Annotated in this window: 17 protein-coding genes; 4 read left to right on the top strand and 13 right to left on the bottom strand. The window is 43.1% G+C overall.

The window, feature by feature from the left end:
* Positions 1 to 27: 27 nt before the first annotated feature.
* The gene (locus tag ACQY73_RS08165; protein ID WP_428663995.1) at positions 28 to 1,980 is read right to left on the bottom strand and encodes a hypothetical protein; all 1,953 of its coding nucleotides are present in this window, start codon (positions 1,978 to 1,980) and stop codon (positions 28 to 30) included.
* A gap of 9 nt (positions 1,981 to 1,989) precedes the next feature.
* Positions 1,990 to 3,705, bottom strand: coding sequence for a hypothetical protein (locus tag ACQY73_RS08160; RefSeq protein ID WP_428663992.1), 1,716 nt, complete (start codon positions 3,703 to 3,705; stop codon positions 1,990 to 1,992).
* Positions 3,706 to 3,996: 291 nt separating this feature from the next.
* Between ACQY73_RS08160 and ACQY73_RS08155 the strand changes: the two genes are divergently transcribed.
* The gene (locus tag ACQY73_RS08155) at positions 3,997 to 6,957 is read left to right on the top strand and encodes an ATP-binding protein (protein WP_428663990.1); all 2,961 of its coding nucleotides are present in this window, start codon (positions 3,997 to 3,999) and stop codon (positions 6,955 to 6,957) included.
* A gap of 79 nt (positions 6,958 to 7,036) precedes the next feature.
* Positions 7,037 to 7,906 carry an aldose 1-epimerase family protein gene (locus ACQY73_RS08150; protein ID WP_428663987.1) on the top strand — a complete coding sequence of 290 codons (870 nt, stop codon included), beginning with the start codon at positions 7,037 to 7,039 and terminating at the stop codon, positions 7,904 to 7,906.
* Positions 7,907 to 7,918: 12 nt separating this feature from the next.
* Here the strand turns inward: ACQY73_RS08150 and ACQY73_RS08145 are convergent, their stop codons facing one another.
* The 5 genes from ACQY73_RS08145 to ACQY73_RS08125 are packed head-to-tail and all read right to left on the bottom strand — an operon-like array spanning position 7,919 to position 10,371.
* The gene (locus ACQY73_RS08145; RefSeq protein WP_428663985.1) at positions 7,919 to 8,302 is read right to left on the bottom strand and encodes a hypothetical protein; all 384 of its coding nucleotides are present in this window, start codon (positions 8,300 to 8,302) and stop codon (positions 7,919 to 7,921) included.
* Between the two features lie 38 nt (positions 8,303 to 8,340).
* Positions 8,341 to 8,886: an HD domain-containing protein gene (locus ACQY73_RS08140; protein ID WP_428663982.1), complete on the bottom strand. Its 546-nt coding sequence runs from the start codon at positions 8,884 to 8,886 to the stop codon at positions 8,341 to 8,343.
* A 10-nt stretch (positions 8,887 to 8,896) separates the two neighbouring features.
* A complete protein-coding gene (locus tag ACQY73_RS08135; RefSeq protein ID WP_428663979.1) occupies positions 8,897 to 9,397 on the bottom strand; it encodes an RICIN domain-containing protein in 501 nt (166 codons plus the stop codon).
* A 47-nt stretch (positions 9,398 to 9,444) separates the two neighbouring features.
* The gene (locus ACQY73_RS08130) at positions 9,445 to 9,651 is read right to left on the bottom strand and encodes a hypothetical protein (RefSeq protein ID WP_428663976.1); all 207 of its coding nucleotides are present in this window, start codon (positions 9,649 to 9,651) and stop codon (positions 9,445 to 9,447) included.
* 27 nt (positions 9,652 to 9,678) lie between these two features.
* Positions 9,679 to 10,371, bottom strand: coding sequence for an arylesterase (locus tag ACQY73_RS08125; protein ID WP_428663974.1), 693 nt, complete (start codon positions 10,369 to 10,371; stop codon positions 9,679 to 9,681).
* A gap of 140 nt (positions 10,372 to 10,511) precedes the next feature.
* Between ACQY73_RS08125 and ACQY73_RS08120 the strand changes: the two genes are divergently transcribed.
* Both ACQY73_RS08120 and ACQY73_RS08115 read left to right on the top strand, forming a co-directional pair.
* The gene (locus ACQY73_RS08120) at positions 10,512 to 11,195 is read left to right on the top strand and encodes an ABC transporter ATP-binding protein (RefSeq protein WP_428663971.1); all 684 of its coding nucleotides are present in this window, start codon (positions 10,512 to 10,514) and stop codon (positions 11,193 to 11,195) included.
* 108 nt (positions 11,196 to 11,303) lie between these two features.
* Complete coding sequence (locus ACQY73_RS08115; protein ID WP_428663969.1) at positions 11,304 to 13,841, top strand: ABC transporter permease; 2,538 nt, start codon at positions 11,304 to 11,306, stop codon at positions 13,839 to 13,841.
* Between the two features lie 2 nt (positions 13,842 to 13,843).
* Here ACQY73_RS08115 and ACQY73_RS08110 read toward each other — a convergent pair whose 3' ends face one another.
* From ACQY73_RS08110 to ACQY73_RS08085, 6 genes are all read right to left on the bottom strand, one after another.
* Positions 13,844 to 15,160 (bottom strand): MFS transporter, encoded by a 1,317-nt coding sequence (locus ACQY73_RS08110; RefSeq protein ID WP_428663966.1) that lies wholly within the window; start codon positions 15,158 to 15,160, stop codon positions 13,844 to 13,846.
* A 19-nt stretch (positions 15,161 to 15,179) separates the two neighbouring features.
* Positions 15,180 to 16,193, bottom strand: coding sequence for a zinc-dependent alcohol dehydrogenase (locus ACQY73_RS08105; RefSeq protein ID WP_428663962.1), 1,014 nt, complete (start codon positions 16,191 to 16,193; stop codon positions 15,180 to 15,182).
* 113 nt (positions 16,194 to 16,306) lie between these two features.
* A complete protein-coding gene (locus ACQY73_RS08100; protein ID WP_428663959.1) occupies positions 16,307 to 17,743 on the bottom strand; it encodes a TlpA family protein disulfide reductase in 1,437 nt (478 codons plus the stop codon).
* A 75-nt stretch (positions 17,744 to 17,818) separates the two neighbouring features.
* A complete protein-coding gene (locus tag ACQY73_RS08095) occupies positions 17,819 to 19,228 on the bottom strand; it encodes a TlpA family protein disulfide reductase (protein ID WP_428663957.1) in 1,410 nt (469 codons plus the stop codon).
* Positions 19,229 to 19,242: 14 nt separating this feature from the next.
* A complete protein-coding gene (locus ACQY73_RS08090) occupies positions 19,243 to 20,700 on the bottom strand; it encodes a POTRA domain-containing protein (RefSeq protein ID WP_428663955.1) in 1,458 nt (485 codons plus the stop codon).
* Positions 20,693 to 21,079 (bottom strand): BlaI/MecI/CopY family transcriptional regulator, encoded by a 387-nt coding sequence (locus ACQY73_RS08085; RefSeq protein WP_428663952.1) that lies wholly within the window; start codon positions 21,077 to 21,079, stop codon positions 20,693 to 20,695. Before ACQY73_RS08085 ends, ACQY73_RS08090 begins: the two co-directional genes overlap by 8 nt.
* Between the last annotated feature and the right edge of the window lie 27 nt (positions 21,080 to 21,106).

The following is a 21,106-nucleotide window of genomic DNA, read 5'->3' as shown; positions in this document are numbered from 1 at the left end:
TTCAGGAGATTAACAGGCGTTGGGCAGTTATAGAAAAAGTTGGGGTAAAAGCAGCCCCATTATATCATTGGTGAAATTCAACCCTCTGAAATTTTGGATAAATGTATTCAGGTTGTCTATGTTTTTTTGAGTTTCACTTGATTTGGCCGTTAGTTTGGTTTTCATGTTTTGCAGGTGGGTTCGCTGCTGATTTGGTAGGTTCTTAGCCAGCTCCTCATTGATTACTTTTATACTTTCCAGAATCAATGCCTGCTTGGCCGTAAGCAAACCGGAAAGTGCGGGCAGTGCGGCGGAAATCCGGGAGATATAGCGATTGGCGGTCGTATACGCCAATTGCTGTTTACTTTGATCGTGGATCTGATTGGCCAATATTTTGAGCGAATCAGTTCTGACGCCTAAAGAGATCAATTGTTTATTGGTGATATCTGTTTCACCGATGTCGCCGCCCGAACTGAGAAGTTTGATGCGTTGGTTGGTCACTTCGCCGGTCAAATACCCCGAGATCAGTTCGTTATATTGATTGATTTTAAAATCGGCCGAATAATACAGTTTGACAATCGTACTGCCACCCGGCGTTTTAATGAGGGCATGGGCATATTCGTCCGACATGACGACCACATCGGTGCCGCCGGCATGTACCGTATCGCCGAGCACAACAGCGTTGGTTTTGGTATCGGTCGGATTGACTCTTGGATTTGGACAGGTTGCCGCCAAAGGGTTGGGGTTGTCTTTTCGACTTTTGCCCGCCAACAGCGCCAGATAGTCTTCGCTGTCGCTGAAGATGCCGCTGACGGTGATTTTTGACCAGTCAATCGGCGGTAAAACTATGGGTCCGGAAAACAGCGTTTCTTCGCCCGAAACACCGGTAATACCTCCTACCCGAAAAGTATAGCCGGATTTGAACTCCCTTGCCGCGTTGATCTTGCCGACGTACGTATTGTCGCCTGTTTTTTGCAGATAAGGGTTTGACAGACTGAAAAAAGGAAATGAGGCTTCTTGGGTATCTGAAGTTCTCTTGTAGAGCACCTCAAACTGTGTATGGCGATCCATGCCTTTCCAAGTGATTACCGGCTTGGCATCGTTCCCCCATTTGGCAGAAAGAATAATAGGCGCGCGATTCTTTTCTCCGTAGTTAAAAACGAAGATTTCACTGTAGCCGTCATTTCTGAAAATACCCACTTCTTCAAATCCCTGTTTGGCTTTGGCCCGTACCCTAAACCCGTAGGTTCGTCCGGCGATCAGTGGCGGTTGCGCCGGGCCGAAAAGCAGCGAAGTGCTTGAGGTGGTGGCTTGATAATAAGGAGGTTGGGAAAGAAAAAGGTTTTGGGGGTTCCCGTTGAAATTATCGGGGATCAGCAATTCCGTCAGCACAAATTCGTATTCGACCGTGGCCGCCTGCCGGTGCCGGGGTGTCCATTGAAAAATCAGGTTTTGAGGGTTTTGTACTTTTATCTGACTTAGGTTCTGCGGTACATTCAGGATGGGGGGGTCGTTGACCACCAGCCACACGGGCGGCATTTGCTCCACTTTAGACAACGCCCTGTTGGTCAGCACATCAATGATCTCAACAGAAAACGTATAGATTCCTTCCTGCAAAGGCAACGGATACAAAAAAGGCGAAACGTTGAGATTCTCACGGGTGAAATTACGCGCAAAATCGGCTTGGGTAAAGGTCTGTACCACGCCCGGTGTAAGCGTAAAAATGGGCGTGCCGGAGGGGGTTTGGGGGTTGCCGTAACTGACGGAATTGCTCGAAATTCGAAACTTGAAATACACCTGAGTGGGTCCCAGATTCAGGTCGCGAAGCACTACCTTCAGGGACAGGTTTTTGCCCTGCGGATTGGCATAATCGACCAGCCTGACAGGATAGGGAGGTCTTGAATAAAACGTGGCCTGCACCGGAAAATGCTGCGCCGTTACCTCGGTGACGGTGAGCAAAAGAAGACTGAGAAGCCCTATGAAACACTGTTTATTCCTCATGACTTTGGATTAAAACCGATTGATATATCCGACCGTGAGTGATACATAAGTGCGCGCTCCAATAGATGAACCCGACACCTGCGTAAGACCGAGATTGCCTGATACGCTGTTGTTTTTGTTCCATTTATAATTAACGTTTCCACGCAGGTTAAAGGCCTCCGTTCGGGTATCGGGGGTGTCGTCTTTGGAGTGAATGTAAGAGAGGTAACCGGTGGTGGTAAGCTGATCCTTAAGAAACCCTTTTTGGTAGTTGAGCAGCGGACCGACCGAAAAAGAGTTTTGGGTGCCGATGGTGTTAAGACTTGCATTGATGCCCATCCCGATCCCCTGTGATTTTTTGGGCTGTTGATAATTATAGAGTATATCTGAATTGATAAAACCCGACTGCTGCCCGATTCTGACCGCATCTCCCTGTTTGTTGGCGGATTCCATCCAGGAAAAATCGGCGGTCAGGGTGTTGACTTTTGTCTCTGATTGGGAGAGCGTATAGGCTGCATTGGCCGAAACGGTTTGGTTGATCTGGCGGTAATTGAGGGTGTCCAATTGCTCAAAAGGATTCAACTTGCGGATTTCGTCAAAGGCGGTCCGGACGTAGGAGTAGGACGTAAAATTGGAGAAGCTTACGCCCATATTCAGTTTTTCGGAGGGATTGAACATGAGATTTGCCATGCCGACGATTCGCCGCTGACTCGACGATTTTTGTTTGGCAATGTCATCCTGTTGAAGGCCCAGATTGCCGGACAGGTTGATCTTGCCCGACCATATACTTTGGGAATACCTGAGCGTGAGATTCTCAAAGTCATTGACAAAATAGTAGCCGCCCAACGTGACGTAGTCAGGGTCTACTTTTTGGTATTCAATTCCAAGGATTCCGTTCCATTTACTTAAATTATAGTTGAGACCCAGCCGATAGCTGTTGTATGATTGCAGGGAAGCGTTGTTTCCTAAAAATATACCTGAGAGTGATTTTCGGTTAGCGGGCTCGGTGGAAGTTTGCGCCTTGTCTGCGTTGAGTGTGCTGGAATAATAGGCAGCATCCAATTGTAATTTTTTGAATAAAACTGTGCTGAAATCAAGCCCTGCAACCATATTTTCTTTTGGTTGAGGGCGTTGATTGTCGGGCAGGTTGGGTAAAGTGTTAGCTTGATCTCGGGCGTTGAACAACGATACTCCGAGGGTATAAAAAGAGGATTTGTAGACTGCTTTGATGCCCATGCCCATTCGTCGATAGTTGGCTTCAATTCCTGCATCGGTGCTGCCTTCCGTTGCTTTCAGCAGTCGCCCGTACATCATGCTTACGGTCCATTTATTGGGCGTGAGGGTGAGCCCAACTCCCTGAAACTGATGACCGCTGAGAGAATATGGCGAAAAAGACATAAAACAGGTACCTATTTCTGCCGATGCCCATTTGTAGGAAGGACGAAACGTAACAAAATTGAACGAAAAGGGTTGACTGTAGGTGAACCTGCGATTGGAGTAGTTGATACTCACGGGCAGACTGAAATTTCGGTAGCTGAAATTGATATTTCCACCCAAAAAATAACTTATCGGGGGGATATTCGGTGATTGTGTTGCGTTATATACAATGTTGGCGGTCAGTCCGCCGTTTACTTTCAGTTTGTTGTCGCCTCCTTTTAAAGCACTGAAGTCAATGGTTTGGCTTATACTTTCAAACCAACAGATGCCGCAAAAGAAAAAAGTAAAGGCGGTACATAGTTTCTTCATAACTCAAAAGGGATAGGGTAATGTTAGAGGGAAGACAGACGCCGTCGTTCTCTTTACAAAGCTACCCTCTCCTTTAGGGCAAATGCTACCACTGAAGTGTCATTTCATATAAGTATATTGCACTATGTAAATCGGTCATTTATTGTCCTGTTTTATCTTTTGAAAAAACATCCGGTATTGTGTCATTTTATGTAAATATGTTGCATTTTTGTTATTTACTGCTACCCTATGCAAGGTCTTAACTGTTTGTTGCTGTTGGTTTTGTGCGCTGTTTCGTGCTTGGGACAAATCATGCCCAAACCGCTTCAGGTTATTTCTGTAGAGGGGCATTTTTTTGGCGGTTCCGATATTACGAAAGACCGTTTTGGCAATTATTGGTTTGCGGGACGGAAAGGAATGTGCCGCTATGATGGTAAGCAAACCCGTATTTTTCGGGATCCGAAAGCCGATAAAGAAGAATTCTATACGAAAGCCCGGGCATCGGTAGACGGAAAAGTGTGGTTCAAAACCAGCCGAGGGTATTCCCTTTCTTATTTTGATCCGAAACGTCAACAAATTGTCCGGATTCCGGACAGTGCATCGGTCATTAAAAATTACCTGACTAAATACGGCAGTACTTTTTTATACCCTGACAAAAAAGGAATAGTATGGATTGGCCTGCAGGAAATCGGGCTTTTGCGGTTTGATCCTGCTACCAACGATGTAAAACGTATAACTAACCGGAAAATAAATGTGAATGGTATCACCGAAGATGATTTCGGCCATCTTTGGTTGGCCACCAATCAAGGTGTTCAGCAGTATGATCCGGTATCCGGAAAATTTACGATTTTTTTGCACGATCCTCTCAATGATGAATCACTCAGCGATAATCATACCCACAGCGTAAACCTTCGAAAGAACGGTGATCTATGGATAGGTTTTCAGAACATGGTCAATATCCTCAGTCCGAAAACCGGAAAAGTAAAACGCATTCCGCTTCATTCGTTTCCTGAATATAATACCGTTATTAATGTTGTGCATGACCAAACCGGCAATGATTATCTGGCGCATGGCTTTATCGTGTATCGTTACAACGACCGCGAAGGATTGCTTCGCATGGATTTAACTCCTTCGGGCCGCTACGCGCTGGCAATGATGGTGGACGAAAAAAATCGCCTGTGGGTAGGCAATGCCAAATTTGTCAGGGTATACGACCTGAATCAACTACAGCGCACTCAATCGTTTCATCCTTTGAGTATTACGGTCAATGGCAGTATCCTTAAGGACAATACGGAAAACTACTCCTACACCCGCGACGAGAAGGGAGTTCCTGTCATTACACTTCAGGAAAACGACAATATTGTCATCTATAGTGCTCCTGCGGCACCGGCAAAACTGTATGAATACAAGCAACTCCTTTCCGGAACAGAGGATGCAGGACTGACATTTTCAACGGTGAATAACCGAGTGACGTATACTGACATGGAAGCGGGCAATTATACATTTATTACGTACAACCGCCTTGATTCCAACCGATGGGAAGAAGCCGGCTCGCTTAAAATTATTGTGATAACACCGCTTTGGAAAAGATGGTGGGCCATCGCGCTGTATGTATTTCTGGCGGGGATAATCGTGTTTTTTGTTTCAAAAGAATGGCAAAAACGCCGAAAACTCCGAAAAGAACTGCGCCGTAGAGAACAGGAAACGGAGGTGTTGCAACGCGTGGACGAAATGAAAACGCATTTTTTTGCCAACCTCACCCACGAATTTCGCACGCCTTTAACCCTTATTCTAAATGCTGCCGAGCAATTGGAGCATTCTGCACCGGAATTGACCGACCGGGAACGTATTAAATCCATACAGCGAAATACCCATCAATTGCTTCGTTTGATTAACGAAATGTTGGATCTGACAAAGAAAGATGCGGGAAAACTGGAAGTCATCGAAACCATTGGCGACCCCATCCAACAGTTGTCTCAGCTCGTACGGGCGTTTGAGGGAGTGGCCGCGAAAAAACAACTTACTCTGGCGTTTAAGGCTCCTGAGTCAGGGCATGATTATTTGTTTGATCAGGATAAAATTGAAAAAATTGTTTATAATCTTCTTTCCAATGCCATCAAATTTACCCCTGAGGCAGGAAAGGTAACCTTAGAGGCCAACATCACCCCGGAACACATACTCGTGATTAAAGTCAACGATACCGGAATTGGGGTTGCCCCCGAGCACCTTCCGCATATCTTTAACCGCTTTTATCAGGCGGATGCTTCTTTTACGAAGCAATACGCCGGCACCGGTATCGGATTAGCATTGGTGAAAGAACTTGTTGAAATGATGGGAGGAACCATAAAAGCAGAAAGCATCCTGAATTTAGGAAGTTCATTTCGGGCTCAAATTCCTTTAAAAATAGCAACCTTAAAAAATGCTTCGGCCGGAGAGCGCTCGTTTGAAATTCATCCATCCTCTCTCCCGTCAGCCTCAGACGGTCATATTTCGGTCCAACATTCGACTGCTGCACCGCTTATTTTAGTAATTGAAGACAATGAAGAACTGCGTTCCTTTTTGGTCGATAGCCTGCGCCTTTCCTATCAGGTAAAAGCGGCAGGTAATGGCAAAGAGGGTATTGATTTGGCCTTGGAGTATATCCCTGATGTGGTCATTACGGACGTTATGATGCCATTGGTGGATGGGTACGACGTGATAAAAACCCTCAAAAATGACGAGCGGACCAGTCACGTTCCCATCATTGTATTGTCGGCAAAGTCTTCTTTTGACAGCAAATTGAAAGGGCTGGAGTTTGGTGCCGACGAATACATGAGTAAGCCATTCAGCCTGCCTGAGTTAACGGTAAGGGTACACAACATGCTCTCCATTCGTCAAAAACTTGCCCTGAAAATAACGGGTGCAGAATCTGAAGAATCGCCGAAAACCAATAGCCTGCCTCAGGTATTGATTGAAAAAGAGCGGATCTTTCTGCAAAAGATCAAAAATATTGTGCTGGAAAACCTATCAGATGAGACATTTGAAATAGAAACGCTGGCCGAAAAGGCAAACATGAGCCGCTCGCAGCTGTATCGTAAAATTCAGGCACTTACCAATCAAACTACTTCCCAATTTATCCATAAGATTCGGCTTGAACGAGCCCATGAGCTATTGAAGCAGGGAAATCTCAATGTAACTCAGGTGGCTTACGAAGTAGGCTATAGTTCTCAATCTTATTTTTCCAAAATGTATCAGGAACACTTTGGCTATTCACCCAAAAAGGCGAAAGTTTGAGCCGGATAACTGCTTATTAGCTGAGTCAATTCCGTTTATTCCTTACATTTGCCGGCACATCTTATTAGAATCTGCATCTATGCTAACCATTCAAAACGAATACATCAAGGCTGTCATCAATCCGAAAGGAGCGGAACTCGTAAGTTTAATATTGCTCGGGCCAGAACTCGAATTTATGTGGGAGGGCAATCCCGAATTTTGGAGCAAACATTCACCTGTTTTGTTCCCGATTGTGGGAGGATTGAAAGACAATACGTATTACTGCAATGATAAAGCGTATCAATTGTCCCGTCACGGTTTTGCCCGTGAAAAAACCTTTGCAATAGAAGCACAGGAAAGCGGCTCGGTCACGTTTTTGTTAACGCATGATGAAAGTACGTTGGCCGTATATCCTTTTGAATTTGCCTTTCGTATTCGGTACACTTTACAAGATAATCAACTGCATGTCAGTTATTTGGTAAATAATCCAAGTAATGCCCCGTTATGGTTCTCAGTAGGAGGGCACCCTGCTTTCAAGGTGCCCTTGGTAGAAGGTACGCAGTATGAAGATTATTTGTTGAGTTTTAATAAACAGGAAGATTGGGCAAGATGGCCATTGACGCCGGAAGGTTTGGTTGAAACTAAACCGGTACTTATTGCCGAACAAACGACGGATATTGCGCTTTCCAAAGAATTGTTTCATGAAGATGCGCTGGTTTTCAAGAATTATCGCTCCGACAGTGTGGTGTTGCATACGCCTAAATCTCCACATTCGCTTCGCTTTGATTTTTCCGGGTTTCCTTATCTCGGCGTTTGGGCCGCCAAAAACGCTGATTTTGTGTGCATAGAGCCTTGGTGTGGCATCGCCGATTCGGTTGACCACAATCAGGACATTACCCAAAAAGAAGGTATTATTCAGTTGGCAGAAAAAGGGAGTTTTGAACGGACTTGGAAAGTGATTTTAGGTTGACGAAGGAGTAGATTACTCTTTCGTTTCTTTCTCTAATACTTTGATCTCGGTGATTTCTTTTTTTATCGCCTGACGGATAAGTCCGTAGATATTCATGTAGATATTGGCTATCCAAACCAATGCAAATCCTGCAATCAAATACCCTCGCCAATCATTCAATAACAGTTTATAACCGGTTAAAATAAGGAAGAAAATAGTGATATAATGGCTAAAGCAGTACTCACAGGTAAAAAGATAAAAAAACTTTCGCTGTAACATGGCCTTATCATTCTGACTCCGCCTTATGCAATATTCGCGAGGTTCACGAAAGATTTCTTCGTGCGTAACTGTCCATGCAACACAGGCAATGGGCAGCGCTAATAGAAAAAGCCACTGGATTTGCGTGTATATTTCCATAACGAATGTGGTAGTAATTTTAAAACAAATCTTGTCAATTACGATTGAATATACTTTTCATATTCTGTTATTTTCAAACGCAATCGTTCTTCCAAAAACGTATTTCCTCCTTTCAGTTCTTCTAAAATAATAACTGCTTCGTTCCGGTATTCTATTTTCTTGGCAGTATCCCAATGACTTGGCGGCGTCTGCAAATTCGTGATTCTGTCCGCTAATTTTACCGCCCACGTTTCTGCCTGCAACTGCTTTATTCTTCTTAAACTATCCGGCATCCGTTCCGGTTTTGGTAATGCTTCATTTTTTGTCAAGGCCAAAACGCCTTCGGCGATCATTGGGCCAAATTCGGTGATAAGTTCCTCTATTGTGGTAGAAGTATCTTCCAATGTATCATGTAACAACGCAACCTGTACGGCGTAGTCCAAATCAAAATTAGCAGAATGTTGGGCGGCAAGTAGAATTTCCATGGCTACATTGCTCAAATGTACCACATACGGCAACTCACTTCCCGGAACAATTTGATCTTGTTCCAAGTGTTTTAAAGCGGCAAATTTTATTGCCTTTTGGTATAACGATTGAGTTTGCATTCAGATCGTATTAAAAACTCGGTGTTTGAGCTACTAATTTCCAACGTTGAAGATCGGATTTTTGCTTTTCCTGCAAAATGATCGCGCTGTTATCTGCGCCGTTACTATCTGCTGCCGTAACATACAGATTTGTATTTTTCAACCGAATGGAATATTGGTTTTCCGCTTCTTTAATAAATTCCCATTCCTGTTGCAGATCATCATTGATAAGCGTTTTCTGGATCAATTTGTCGCCCGCTTTGGGTTGGGTTTCTGTCTGGAAAGTTTTAGCGGTAAACAGATTTTTGAGTTGATACACATTATCGGTTTTATGCTGAAAATCCCACGTCATGCACTTCCATTCTCGATGATCGTACAAAACAATTCGGTTGCCTTCGGCTTTTTGAGCTTCATAAGGCCGTAAGTTCTTTTGTGTGGCAACATTCTGAACAGCAAACGTTCCTTTGATTTCCTGAGCTTTTATGACCAATGCATTAACAATGATCAGCAAGGCAAAAATTGTTTGTTTCATGATAGTGTTTTGGATGGGTTTTACTTCAATAGTTTTGGAGCGATCTTCTAAGCAGCTAAAGCTACATTGACATCCATTTCTGCCAATAACACTAAAAGTTGTTTAGTAAGGTCTGTTTTCAAAGCCTGATATTGCTCAATGGCTAATGCATCCGGGGTTTCTTGCGCTTCATGTCGAACGAGGGCGACATTTATACGCCCAATGGTTTCAAGTGTATGTTGAATTTCATCTTGAAGTGATTCGTAAGGTTTCATAAAATGATTGTTTTAGTTATTTAAACTTTACACCTCCTTAACCAACAATCCTTCCAATACTTTCCACACGTTCTCCGCCACGATCTTGGCCCCGATGGCGTTGGGGTGAATGCCGTCTTTTTGGTTAAGTTTTACTTCACCTCCTACATTTTCGAGTAAAAAGGGAATCAATTCGACATTGTTTTTCTCGGCCAATTCGGGATAAATGACGCGAAACTCATCGGCGTATTTTTTACCCATGCTCGGCGGTACCTGCATTCCGGCCAAAATTATTTTGGCTTCGGGATATTTAGCTTTCACTTTGTCGATCATGGCTTGCAGATTTTTGCGCGTTTCCGTGGCGGGAATGCCGCGCAGACCGTCGTTGCCACCCAATTCCAAAATGAATATATCGACGGGATTTTTCAAGACCCAATCCAAGCGACTGTTGCCGCCCGAAGTAGTTTCGCCGCTGACACCCGCATTAACGATCTTGTAAGGTAACTTGAGCGAATCCAACCGATTTTGAAGTTGAGCCGGATACGATTCTGAAGGTTCTAAACCATACCCTGCGGTAAGGCTATTACCAAAAACCAGAATATTCTTTACGACTTTCACGGGGGTGGCGGCGTTGTTTTTGGAAGGCGTGTTTTGCTCGGCGGATGCCTTTTCCTGATTATTGCAGGCAACAAACGTAACTACCGAAAAATAAAGCAGAAAGATTGAAACTATTTTAGACATAATGTATTTTGATTAGAATACTGACTCAAAATAAACTCACGCAAAGACGCATAAGTTTCTGAAAAACTGTCATTTCTTTGCCGCAGCGGCGGACTGCTCCTTGGCGTCTTGGCGTGAACTTTAAATTTTAAACATAGACTATGGCAAATATACTTCATCTTCACCAAGTTGGGAAGGTTTATCGTAGCGGGAATCGAGATTTAACGGTACTCAATGATGTTAATTTCTCCGTCGAAGCGGGTTCTACGCTTTCAATTGTAGGGCCGTCGGGAAGTGGGAAAACAACCTTGCTCGGATTGTGCGCGGGACTGGATCGCGCTTCGAGCGGACAGGTAGAACTGAACGGCATAGGCTTAAACAAACTCAGCGAAGACGAATTGGCGTCGGTCAGAAACCGGTACATCGGGTTTATCTTTCAAAACTTTCAGCTCATGCCTACCCTCACGGCGCTCGAAAACGTGATGGTGCCCTTGGAATTGCGCGGTGAGAAAAACGTTCGCAGTCGTTCGTTAGATTTACTTGATAAAGTGGGTTTAGCCGACCGTGGACACCATTATCCTACCCAATTGAGCGGGGGCGAGCAGCAACGCGTATCGCTGGCGCGGGCTTTCTCCAACCAACCTCAGATTCTTTTTGCCGATGAACCTACGGGAAACCTCGACGCCGAAACGGGTGTAAAGGTGGAAAAGTTGTTGTTTGATCTGAATAAGGAATCAGGAACAACGCTCATTTTAGTGACGCACAACCTCGAATTAGCCGCCAAAACGCAACGGATCATTAGAATCAAAGGCGGTAAAATTGTTTCGGATGCCCCTGTTGTCTGATAAATAATAATCACAGAGTTTTACTGAATAGAGTACGTAGTTATAGAATCGTACTTTGTGTAACTCTGTGCAAAACTCCGTGTAACTCTGTGGTAAAAAAACGTTAACATGAATTCAAAGATAAATTTTGCGTGGCTGGCCAAAATGGCTTGGCGCGACAGTCGGCGCAATTATTCGCGTTTATTACTTTTTGTTTCTTCCATTGTCTTGGGAATTGCGGCGTTGGTGGCCATCTATTCACTAGGTTACAACTTGCAGCAAAATATTGACACACAGGCTGCTTCGTTGTTGGGCGCTGACCTTGAAATCTCTAACAATACGCCTCCAACCCCGAAGATCACCAACCTGATCGACTCACTGAAAGGGCAAAAATCCGAAGAGCGGAGCTTTGCTTCCATGATCTATTTTCCCAAAAGCAGTGGCACCCGCTTGGCACAGATTCGGGCATTGGAAGGCAATTTTCCTTATTATGGTGAATTGGAAACCGAACCGGCATCAGCGGGAAAAAGCTTTCGTAACAAAAAGGAAGTGTTGGTTGATCAAACCCTTATGCTCCAATACCAAGCCCAAGTCGGCGACTCGCTCAAAGTGGGAGAAGTGACTTTTTTGATTGCAGGTATCCTGAAAAAAGCGCCCGGTCAGACGGGCATTGCGGCTACTGTGGCACCGTCGGTATACATTCCGTTGTCTTATTTGAAACAAACAGGGTTGGCGCAGAAAGGCAGTCGAATCGTGTATCGGTATTATTTCAAGTTTGCGCCTACGGTAAATATGCCGCTGTTGGTCAAAAAAATTGAACCGACGGTTGAACGTGAAGATTACAATTACCGCACCGTTGAAAGTCAAAAAGAAGATACGGGCCGCACCTTCCGCGATTTGACGCGTTTTTTAAGTTTAGTGGGTTTTATTGCCTTGTTGTTGGGTTGCGTGGGTGTGGCAAGTGCCATCCATATTTATATTCGTGAAAAGCTTAATTCTATCGCTATTTTGCGCTGTTTGGGCGTGAAGGCTTCACAAGCCTTTTTGATTTACCTGATTCAGATTTCGGGCATTGGCCTGATTGGTTCATTGCTCGGCGCGGGCCTTGGCGCGGTGATCCAACAATTTTTGCCTGCTGTTTTAAAAGATTTTCTGCCTTTCGAACTGGCTACAGAATTGTCATTTTCGGCCATTGGACAAGGCATTGTTTTAGGCGTGATCATTTCCAATCTGTTCGCGCTTTTGTCGCTGATTTCCATTCGCAAAGTATCTCCCCTTAATGTGCTTCGTGCTTCGTATGAGCAAGGCCAAATCACCAAAGACCCCTTGAAATGGTTGGTGTATCTTTTGATTGTGTTGTTTGTGTTCGGGTTTACGTGGCTGCAAATGAAAAAATGGACCGATGCTATAGCTTTTACGGTGGGGGTAATGGTGGCGTTTTTGCTGTTGTTGGGCGTGGCATCGTTGTTGATGTGGTTGGTGCGCCGCTTTTTTCCTTCTTCCTGGGGGTATTTGGGCAGGCAGGGGTTGGCCAATTTATACCGCCCCAATAACCAAACGGCTATTTTGATGGTGTCCATTGGTTTGGGAACCATGTTTATTTGCACACTCCTTTTTGTACAAAATATTCTGCTCGACCGCATCAAACTTTCTACCGATGGCGATCAGCCCAACATGGTGTTGTTCGATATTCAAACATCGCAAAAACAAGGCGTTACAAACCTGCTCAAACAACAAAAACTGCCCGTTTTACAGTCGGTGCCCATCGTGACAATGCGTTTGGAGCAATTGAATGGTCAAACCTCGGTGGAAGCGCTCAAAGATACCACCAACAGGCGGTGGCGTGGGCTGTTCAGCCGTGAGTACCGTGTAACGTTCCGGGACTCGCTGATCTCGACTGAAAAGGTGGTAAAAGGCAAATGGAACGGTGAAGCAAAAGACCTAAATGCGGTGCCGATTTCGTTGGAAGACGGTTATGCAGAACGCAATATGATCAAGATCGGTGATACCCTTACGTTTAACGTGCAGGGAACAATGGTAACGACCGTGGTTTCCAGTTTGCGCGATGTAGATTGGGCGGGCGTGCAAACCAACTTTTTGGTTGTTTTCCCGAAAGGTGTGTTGGAAGAAGCTCCGCAGTTTCATGTGTTGCTGACGCACGTTCCCACTAATGAAGTGTCAGCCAAATTTCAGCAATCTATTGTCCGGCAATTTCCTAACATTTCCTTGATAGATTTGGGCTTGATTCTCACCGTGTTGGATGATATTTCTACCAAGATCGGTTTTGTGATTCGCTTTATGGCAGGCTTCAGCATTTTGACCGGTTTGATCGTCCTTATTGCCTCGGTGTTGATTTCCAAGTACCAACGCATTCAGGAAAGTGTATTGCTGCGCACATTGGGAGCCAGTCGCCGACAGATATTGGTCATTACTGCGTTGGAATATTTCTTTTTGGGAACATTAGCCTCAGCTACGGGCGTTTTGTTAGCCGTGGGCGGTGGCTGGGCGTTGGCGCATTTCAGCTTTGAAACAGATTTTGATCCACAATTTGTGCCTGTTCTTTTGGTATTTTTGATAGTGCCTGCCATTACGGTTTTCATCGGCTTAGCCAATAGTTGGGGTATTTTATCGCGTTCGCCTTTGGAAGTATTACGGCAGGATGTGTAATATTAATTCACATTCTTTGAAGGAATGGAATAGGCCATAAAACCGGCGACCAAAAGCGGAATGGAAAAAAGGCTGAAAAGTGTAGTCACTTCCAACCCCAAGTCGGAAAATATTCCAAACAGAGCAGGGCCAAGAATGGCGCCGAAACGTCCGACTCCCATCGCTAAACCTACGCCGGTAGAGCGCATGTTGGCAGGGTAAATTCGGGTGGCGGTTGGGTAAAAAGCGTTAAATCCTCCCTGCACAAAAAAGCCGATAAAGAAGGTCAATATAAACATCAAAAGTGGCGTGAGTTTTAAATTACCGTAGATGAGCATAATGGTAAATGCCGTCAGCATAAAGCCTAAAAGCACTTTTTTGATGCCAAAGCGGGTAATGCACATTCCCATAACAAAGACGCCCGTAAAAGCTCCGAAATTAAGCGCCGTGCCAACCAGCGTTGCCATTTCAAAGGGCATGCCCGATTCTTTGGCGATGTTGGGAACCCAACTCATGAGGGTGTATAAGGTAAGGAAACCAAAGAAAATCCCCGTCCAGAGCCGAATGGTCGAAGCAGCGTAGAGAGGCGCAAAAAGGTCTTTTAGCGGAATAGGTTGGCTTGCGTGGGGTTTGGTCGGAAGTTGCTCAATGCCTGCCTGATGCATCTTTTCCAGAATTGCATTGATTTTGTCTTTGGCATTTTTTGGCTGATGTTTTCCCAAGAAAGCCAAGGATTCGGGCATAAAAATGTATACGCCGATGAGCATGACTAAAGATACCAACCCGGCAGATAGATATGCAAATCGCCAACCGAATTCGGGAACGGCCCATGTCGTAAAAAATCCTGTAAGAATAGCTCCTAACGGCCATCCGGCCTGTACCAATCCCACACTGAAATCGCGTCTTTTTGTATTGGAAAACTCTGCCGCGACCGTGGCTAAATTGGGCAAAATTCCGCCGATGCCTAAACCGGTTACGACTCGAAGCCCCAAAAGTTGAGCGTACGACGTGACGGTATAAGCCAAAAGCATTCCGCTTGTAATAAGCACCAACGAGATGAGAAATATATTTCTTCGGCCAATTTTGTCGCCTAACGGAGCCAATAAAAAACATCCTGCGGTCATTCCTGCCAATCCGGCGCTGAAAATATAGCCCAATTCACTTTTGGAAAGACCCCACTCATGGGCAATTTCAGAACCGGTGAATGATACCACCAAGACATCAATACCGTCGTTGAAGTTTAAAATAAAACAAAGCGCCACAATGACGATCTGATACGCCGACATGGGATTTGTATCGATCAACTCTTTTAATCGATTTTGTAAATTCTCGTAGGTCATAGGTTAAGAAAAGCGAAGACTAGGGAAGGATAATTATTTTACTGTCTTCCCCGGCGGCGGCAAATTCCAGCGCAGTTTGCAACTGATACAGCGGCATAAAGCGTGAAATAATAAAACTTGGACGAACGATACCGGCCGCAATGAGTTGGATGGTTCGTTTGAAATCTAAAGGATGGTCGTAAATAATGGAAGGAATAATATGAATCCCTTCGCGCGCTATTTTGAGAGGAGTAAAAGTGGCCGGCTTTGCGGAAAGCCCTACCAAAACGATCTCCGAGCCACGCGGCGCAGCGGCCGTTGCCAAGGAAGCAGTATGTGAAGTACCCGCGCATTCAAAAACTGCGGCTACCTGATTTTGCTCCCAAATTGCGTTTAAGAAATCTGCCTGTGTTTGCGTATCACCGACAGGGTAAAGGGCCACAGCACCCATTTCTTTGGCCAGATTTATTTTCGTTTGGCTGATCTCTGTTACAAAAACTTTATACCCTAACGACAGCGCCAAATGGGTCAGCAGCAATCCAATAGCTCCCAAACCAATCACGGCAATGGTATCACCGGGTTTGGCGTTGGACGACAACAGTGCGTGAACACTTACCGCCATAGGTTCTATCGTCACGGCGTCGTTGTCGGAAATGGTCTCGGGTAGCGGCCAACAAAAGTCGGCCGGTACAATGACGTATTCGGCAAAGCAGCCGGGTTCGTTTAGGCCAAGGATGCGTTTGTTGGGGCAAATATTGCCGCGGTTTTTCAGGCAATATGTACATTTATAACAAGGCGTATTTGGTTCAATTACAACACGTTGGCCGAGAATTCGGCCGGTGACACCCTCCCCAAGTTTATCAATGATGCCCAATCCTTCATGCCCAATAACGGTAGGGGAAGGCAGCTGGCGATGACCCAAAAACAGGTGAACATCGGAGCCGCACACACCGATCATTTTTAGCTTTACTCTCACTTCGCCCGCACGAGGTTCGGGAACAGCAATAGTACTTAGTTGGATTTCTTTGGGCTTTGTAAGAAAAGCAGCGCGCATGAGACAAAAACAGAACGTGAGTTTTTATATCAAAATAGCCACTTTTAATTGATTTTCTTGATGAAAAACAGATTAAAATACCAAATTATTTTTTTGATTGGGAGAAAATAAGCTTATTTCAACAACGCCTTTATTTCATTTTCTACTTTTCCGGAAGAGGGGCGGGGGGCAGGTGCGGCACTGATTTTGCCTTCTTGATCAATAAGCAGATATGTCGGCACGCCGACCATTTGATAGGTTTTGTATAAGTTACTGACTTGGTCAGAATTTGAAATATTAATATGAGTCCCCACAAAAGCAGGGTCTGATTTTAAAAACTTTTTCCAACTTTCAGTATCGGTATCTATCGAAACGTATAGAAACACTACTTTATCGTTTTGCGAAAACTGCTTTTGAATTTCTTTTGACTTTGGCAATTCCTCCCGGCAAGGCCCGCACCAAGTCGCCCAAATATCGGTGTAAACTACTTTCCCTTTTAAATCATTCAACGACAGCTTTTGGCCATCGGGTGTTATGCCAACAAAGTTAGGTGCAAGTGTACCTTTTGACAGGGTTAACCATTTCCGGTATCTTTTATCAATACTTGACAAGTAAAAAGAAGAAGGATAACCGGTCATAAATTCGTTGTACAAAGAGGTAGCGACCTCGTTAATACCGTAATCAAAAGCTTCATAGACGTTTTGAGCTAATAAAAATTCTTTAACGGCAGGTGAGTAAGTTCCTTTTTTGATTGCGGCATCTTTCAATTTGGGAAGTAGTATGATACTGTTTTTGCGTTCTTCCGGTAAGATATTGTAGTATATTTGATAGGTAATATCTGTCAGGTAATACAATAAAACAGTGGCGTAAGCCTCATCTTTGGCTAATAAAAGAGCATCATTGAAGGGGACTTCTCCAAAAACTTTTTGCAATGCCGGCGGCACCGCAACTTTTTCTGTCGGGGTATAAAAACGTGCTGTACTATAATTTTGCTTCAGAGAAAGAGGATACATACGGGCGCTGATTCTTAGAAAATCCTGCATTTCTCCGGAAAGAGAAGTTTTTGCCATATACTTACGGTGAAAATAGGCTAATGCTTTATCCATACTATCTAACCTGACAGCAAATTCCTCCGGTTCAAACTCATTAATATATTTCCCGTTGATGATTAAATGATCGGTGACAATTTGTGAAGATTGCGCCAGATAATTGTTGACTTCAGCAGTTTTGCCTCGATAAACAAAAATACGATGCTCTTTTTTCAGATCTACGTTAATTTCTGTGTTTGTATTAGGCTGAAGATAAACCTTTTCAGATTTTTTGCCTATTCGGATAAATGCAAAAACGGGAGTGGTAAGCCGTAATGTAAATTCCGCATTTCCGACCGCATTGAGGTTGGTTTTTGCCAAAGTATCACGTCCTGAGATCATTCCGGAGGATATTATATATACCTTTTCCGCATTGCTGCCAATGGCTTTTATGGTGATTTGAGTAGAAGCAAAAAGTGGAACAGTATTTAAACACAGCACTAAAGTGCTCACGAAGAGCGCAAAGCGAGAAGAGATTTTCATGTGACGGTTTAGGTTTTATTGTTTTTGCACTACAAACTCACTATTTGCTTTTAGCAAGTGAGTTAAATAGAAGCGTTATTTGCTTAATAACGCCTCTATTTCATCCGCCGCTTTCCCGGAAGAGGGACGAGTAGCATCGACATTGACAATTTTTCCTTCCTGATCAATCAGAATATACCGTGGAATGCCGCTGATCTTGTATGATTGATAAATTGATTCGGGAATCTTGGAATTAGGTTGATTAATATGATACCCTTTTGGTGTTCTTTGGTCAGAAAGAAGTTTTTTCCATTGCTGGATGTCTTCATCAATAGATACATTCAGAAATACCACTTTGTCATTGCCTTCAAATTGTTTTTGCAACTCCTTCGCTTTGGGAAATTCGGCCCGGCATGGCCCGCACCAAGTAGCCCACACATCAACATAAATTACTTTTCCTTTAAACTCATTTGTAGACAGCATTTTGTTATCAGAGGTCAAACCGGCTATTTCAGGAGCAGTTTTTCCTTTGGCTAAAGGCAACCATTGATTATATCGACTTTCAACGGACGGAAAATAAGGAGAAGCACTGTATTGCTGTTTGAATTCATGATAAAGCGATTCCGTGATTGAAGTTGGCCCGTTTTGTAAACTATATGCAATCGTTTTTGCGATCAATAATTCTTTAAATTCCTTTGGATAACTATCTTCTTTGATTTTTTCTATTGCCGTTTTGAAAAGATCCTGAGAGCTATTCCGCTCTTTAATTTCTTTGGCGGTAATTGCCAGCTTATCCAAAAAATGGTAGTGTAATAAGGCTCCATAGGGTTCAGGGTTTGCATTCAGAAGAGCGACATCAAAGGGAATGTAATCTTTGATTTTTTGCAGATCAGATGAAATGCTTTTGCGCTCATTACGTATTCTGTTTTGTCTGAGATATAGTAAATACATCTTACTGTCGTTTTCAAACAAAGTACTTAACTCCTTTGATAATGATCCTTTATAAATAGTGTGTATTTCGGAGAGCGAACTTTGGAGTTTATCTAACTGACTGAGATACAATTGAATATCTGTATCGTCTAAACGCTTACCGTCGGGCATCAATGTATTTAGAAAGGCTTGATCGGAGTGAGCCAAATAGAGAGCATTTGCTGCCCCAACTCCCTGAAATTGTGGTATAGCATCAGGCTTAGTTAAATCCACTAAAATGTTTAGATCCTCGTTAGGAGACAGATACAGTCGGCAATACTTCGCTCCGATATTGACTCCAACAAACTGAGCTTGCGTAAGATTAAAATTCAATTTGGCAGCACCGGAAGCGTCTAATTTTGCTTCTGACAATAGTGTAGTCCCACTCCGAACCGGATCGGCAACTTTTACTTTTATACTTTCGGCATTGCCGCCAATGGCTTTTATGGTGATTTGGGTAGAAGCAAAAAGCGGAACAGTATTTAAACACAGCACTAAAGTGCTCACGAAGAGCGCAAAGCGGAAAGAGATTTTCATGAGACGGTTTAGGTTTATTTTTCTTCAACAACAAATTGAATATCCACTATCCAACCTTTAGGAGTTTGTGTCGGTAAAGGAGTAATATTGATTTTCTCAGGATCAAAATAGCCACTTTTAGCCAATGCACTCATTGAATTTATCAATTTGGTGCGATTAAAAAATTCTCCTTTGTGAATAGCAATTTGTTTTATAACGTCCTCTTTCGAAATTTTCTTGTTCCCCATTAAAATAATATCGTTGATCAGCACTTTTTCACCTTCAGCAATCGTAATTTCAATATCTAATTCATTATTTATTGTTTTTGATTTGAGGCTTGAAACGAAGAATAAATATCCTTTATCCATATATAAATTAGAGACGCTGCCCGGACTAAAATCATCAATACGATTACGAATGTCTTTTTCGTTGTATATGTTTCCTTTTTTGAGGCTTAAAGCTTGATCTAATTCAGTGTCAGTATAAAGCGTATTTCCAATCCAGGTAATTTTTCGAACAGGTAACTTCTTATCAGTAACTGTATGTTTTGTTTCAATTTTTTCAGCTACAGTCGGTAAATTATTATTTTTATCTCCTAAGAAAGAGCATGAAACTATAGTAAGTGACAAAGCGGGAATTGCCATTAAAAAACGCAGTTTCTGAATTTGGCCGGATTTAGGTTGAGTGAGCATCATGATTCGGTTTAAAAGTTGATTGTTTGAGATACCGTTTGCCATGGGGAGATTATTTTGTCGAAGGGCTAATTTGAGAAGTAAATGGCTGTATTCTTTTAAGTCATGATATCTTATAATATCTGCATCCACTAAATATTCATGGATCAACTTGAGGGACTTTTTGAGGTAGTTTATTGTAGGATTAAACCAGAAAACAATGCTGACAACTTCAAATAAAAGTAAATCAATGGTATGTTTTTGTCGCACATGAACCTGTTCATGATGAATCACTTGCAGCAATTCCTCCTGTTTTAATTGACGCATTTCATCCTCTAGGAAAATGTAACGCATGAATGAAAAAGTAGGTAGTGCAGTTTGGATGTAAACGGAATAACAGGACTCCTCCTGCGTTTTTTCACTTTGATGAATAAGGCTCATAATAATTCGTAAATTTTTTAGAAAAAACCACAGCTTATATATGAATCCCGAGAGATAAATCGCAGTAAATAGAAAAATCAATTGGTTTGAATCCTGCGTTTTTTCAGAAAGTTGACTTGATGATAAAAACTGATTTTTTGTTTGCCAGACAGCAGGGCTGAGATTCCAATGGAATACCTTGATTATCTCAGGTTGATTGCCATAAAACCAAATTGACGGAGAAATTAGCGGAATGATAAGTGCTAAAGATACGCTGCTTAACAGGTAGCATCGGTTCCATTGAAAATAAGTAATTTTACTCAAGAGCAATCGGAAAATGAGTGTAAATAAGAGCAGACAAATCGTCGATTCTGCCAAATAAATAAAGAAGCTATTAATCATTGGTAGGAGGATTTTTATTGTCGGGGTCTTTATTCAGCATTTCTAAAATCTTCTGAATTTCATCTTGGTTAAGTTTTTTTTCTTTTACCATAAATGATAGCACATTCTCAGGAGAGCCCTCAAAATAATTAGCCAGAAAATTGGAAAAAGTAAACTTTCGATAGGCCATTTTTGAAATCTTGGGAAAATACTCGTGCGTTTTCCCGTATGCCTTATACCCTACAAATTCTTTTTTTTCCAGTATTCGAATCAAGGATGAAACTGTATTGTATGGAGGCTTGGGGTCGGGCATTTTTTCGATTATATCCCTCACTACTCCTCTTTTCAAATCCCAGAGGATTTGCATGATTTTTTCTTCCGCTTTTGTTAATAATTCCATGAAAACGTTTTTTTTAGTTGTATAACT

The organism is Runella sp., assembly GCF_965279615.1.
In the GTDB taxonomy this organism is placed as follows: Bacteria; Bacteroidota; Bacteroidia; order Cytophagales; family Spirosomataceae; genus Runella.
Note: the sequence above shows the minus strand (reverse complement) of the source record. Positions and strands in the feature narration are given on the sequence as shown.

Excerpts from the sequence above, each read along its gene's own strand:
- ACQY73_RS08105 (WP_428663962.1), bottom strand. The coding sequence starts at position 16,193 with ATGCGCGCTGCTTTTCTTACAAAGCCCAAAGAAATCCAACTAAGTACT.
- ACQY73_RS08165 (WP_428663995.1), bottom strand. The coding sequence starts at position 1,980 with ATGAGGAATAAACAGTGTTTCATAGGGCTTCTCAGTCTTCTTTTGCTC.
- ACQY73_RS08120 (WP_428663971.1), top strand. The coding sequence starts at position 10,512 with ATGGCAAATATACTTCATCTTCACCAAGTTGGGAAGGTTTATCGTAGC.
- ACQY73_RS08085 (WP_428663952.1), bottom strand. The coding sequence starts at position 21,079 with ATGGAATTATTAACAAAAGCGGAAGAAAAAATCATGCAAATCCTCTGG.
- ACQY73_RS08130 (WP_428663976.1), bottom strand. The coding sequence starts at position 9,651 with ATGAAACCTTACGAATCACTTCAAGATGAAATTCAACATACACTTGAA.
- ACQY73_RS08155 (WP_428663990.1), top strand. The coding sequence starts at position 3,997 with ATGCCCAAACCGCTTCAGGTTATTTCTGTAGAGGGGCATTTTTTTGGC.
- ACQY73_RS08095 (WP_428663957.1), bottom strand. The coding sequence starts at position 19,228 with ATGAAAATCTCTTTCCGCTTTGCGCTCTTCGTGAGCACTTTAGTGCTG.
- ACQY73_RS08110 (WP_428663966.1), bottom strand. The coding sequence starts at position 15,160 with ATGACCTACGAGAATTTACAAAATCGATTAAAAGAGTTGATCGATACA.
- ACQY73_RS08160 (WP_428663992.1), bottom strand. The coding sequence starts at position 3,705 with ATGAAGAAACTATGTACCGCCTTTACTTTTTTCTTTTGCGGCATCTGT.
- ACQY73_RS08135 (WP_428663979.1), bottom strand. The coding sequence starts at position 9,397 with ATGAAACAAACAATTTTTGCCTTGCTGATCATTGTTAATGCATTGGTC.
- ACQY73_RS08150 (WP_428663987.1), top strand. The coding sequence starts at position 7,037 with ATGCTAACCATTCAAAACGAATACATCAAGGCTGTCATCAATCCGAAA.
- ACQY73_RS08100 (WP_428663959.1), bottom strand. The coding sequence starts at position 17,743 with ATGAAAATCTCTTCTCGCTTTGCGCTCTTCGTGAGCACTTTAGTGCTG.
- ACQY73_RS08140 (WP_428663982.1), bottom strand. The coding sequence starts at position 8,886 with ATGCAAACTCAATCGTTATACCAAAAGGCAATAAAATTTGCCGCTTTA.
- ACQY73_RS08090 (WP_428663955.1), bottom strand. The coding sequence starts at position 20,700 with ATGATTAATAGCTTCTTTATTTATTTGGCAGAATCGACGATTTGTCTG.
- ACQY73_RS08145 (WP_428663985.1), bottom strand. The coding sequence starts at position 8,302 with ATGGAAATATACACGCAAATCCAGTGGCTTTTTCTATTAGCGCTGCCC.
- ACQY73_RS08115 (WP_428663969.1), top strand. The coding sequence starts at position 11,304 with ATGAATTCAAAGATAAATTTTGCGTGGCTGGCCAAAATGGCTTGGCGC.
- ACQY73_RS08125 (WP_428663974.1), bottom strand. The coding sequence starts at position 10,371 with ATGTCTAAAATAGTTTCAATCTTTCTGCTTTATTTTTCGGTAGTTACG.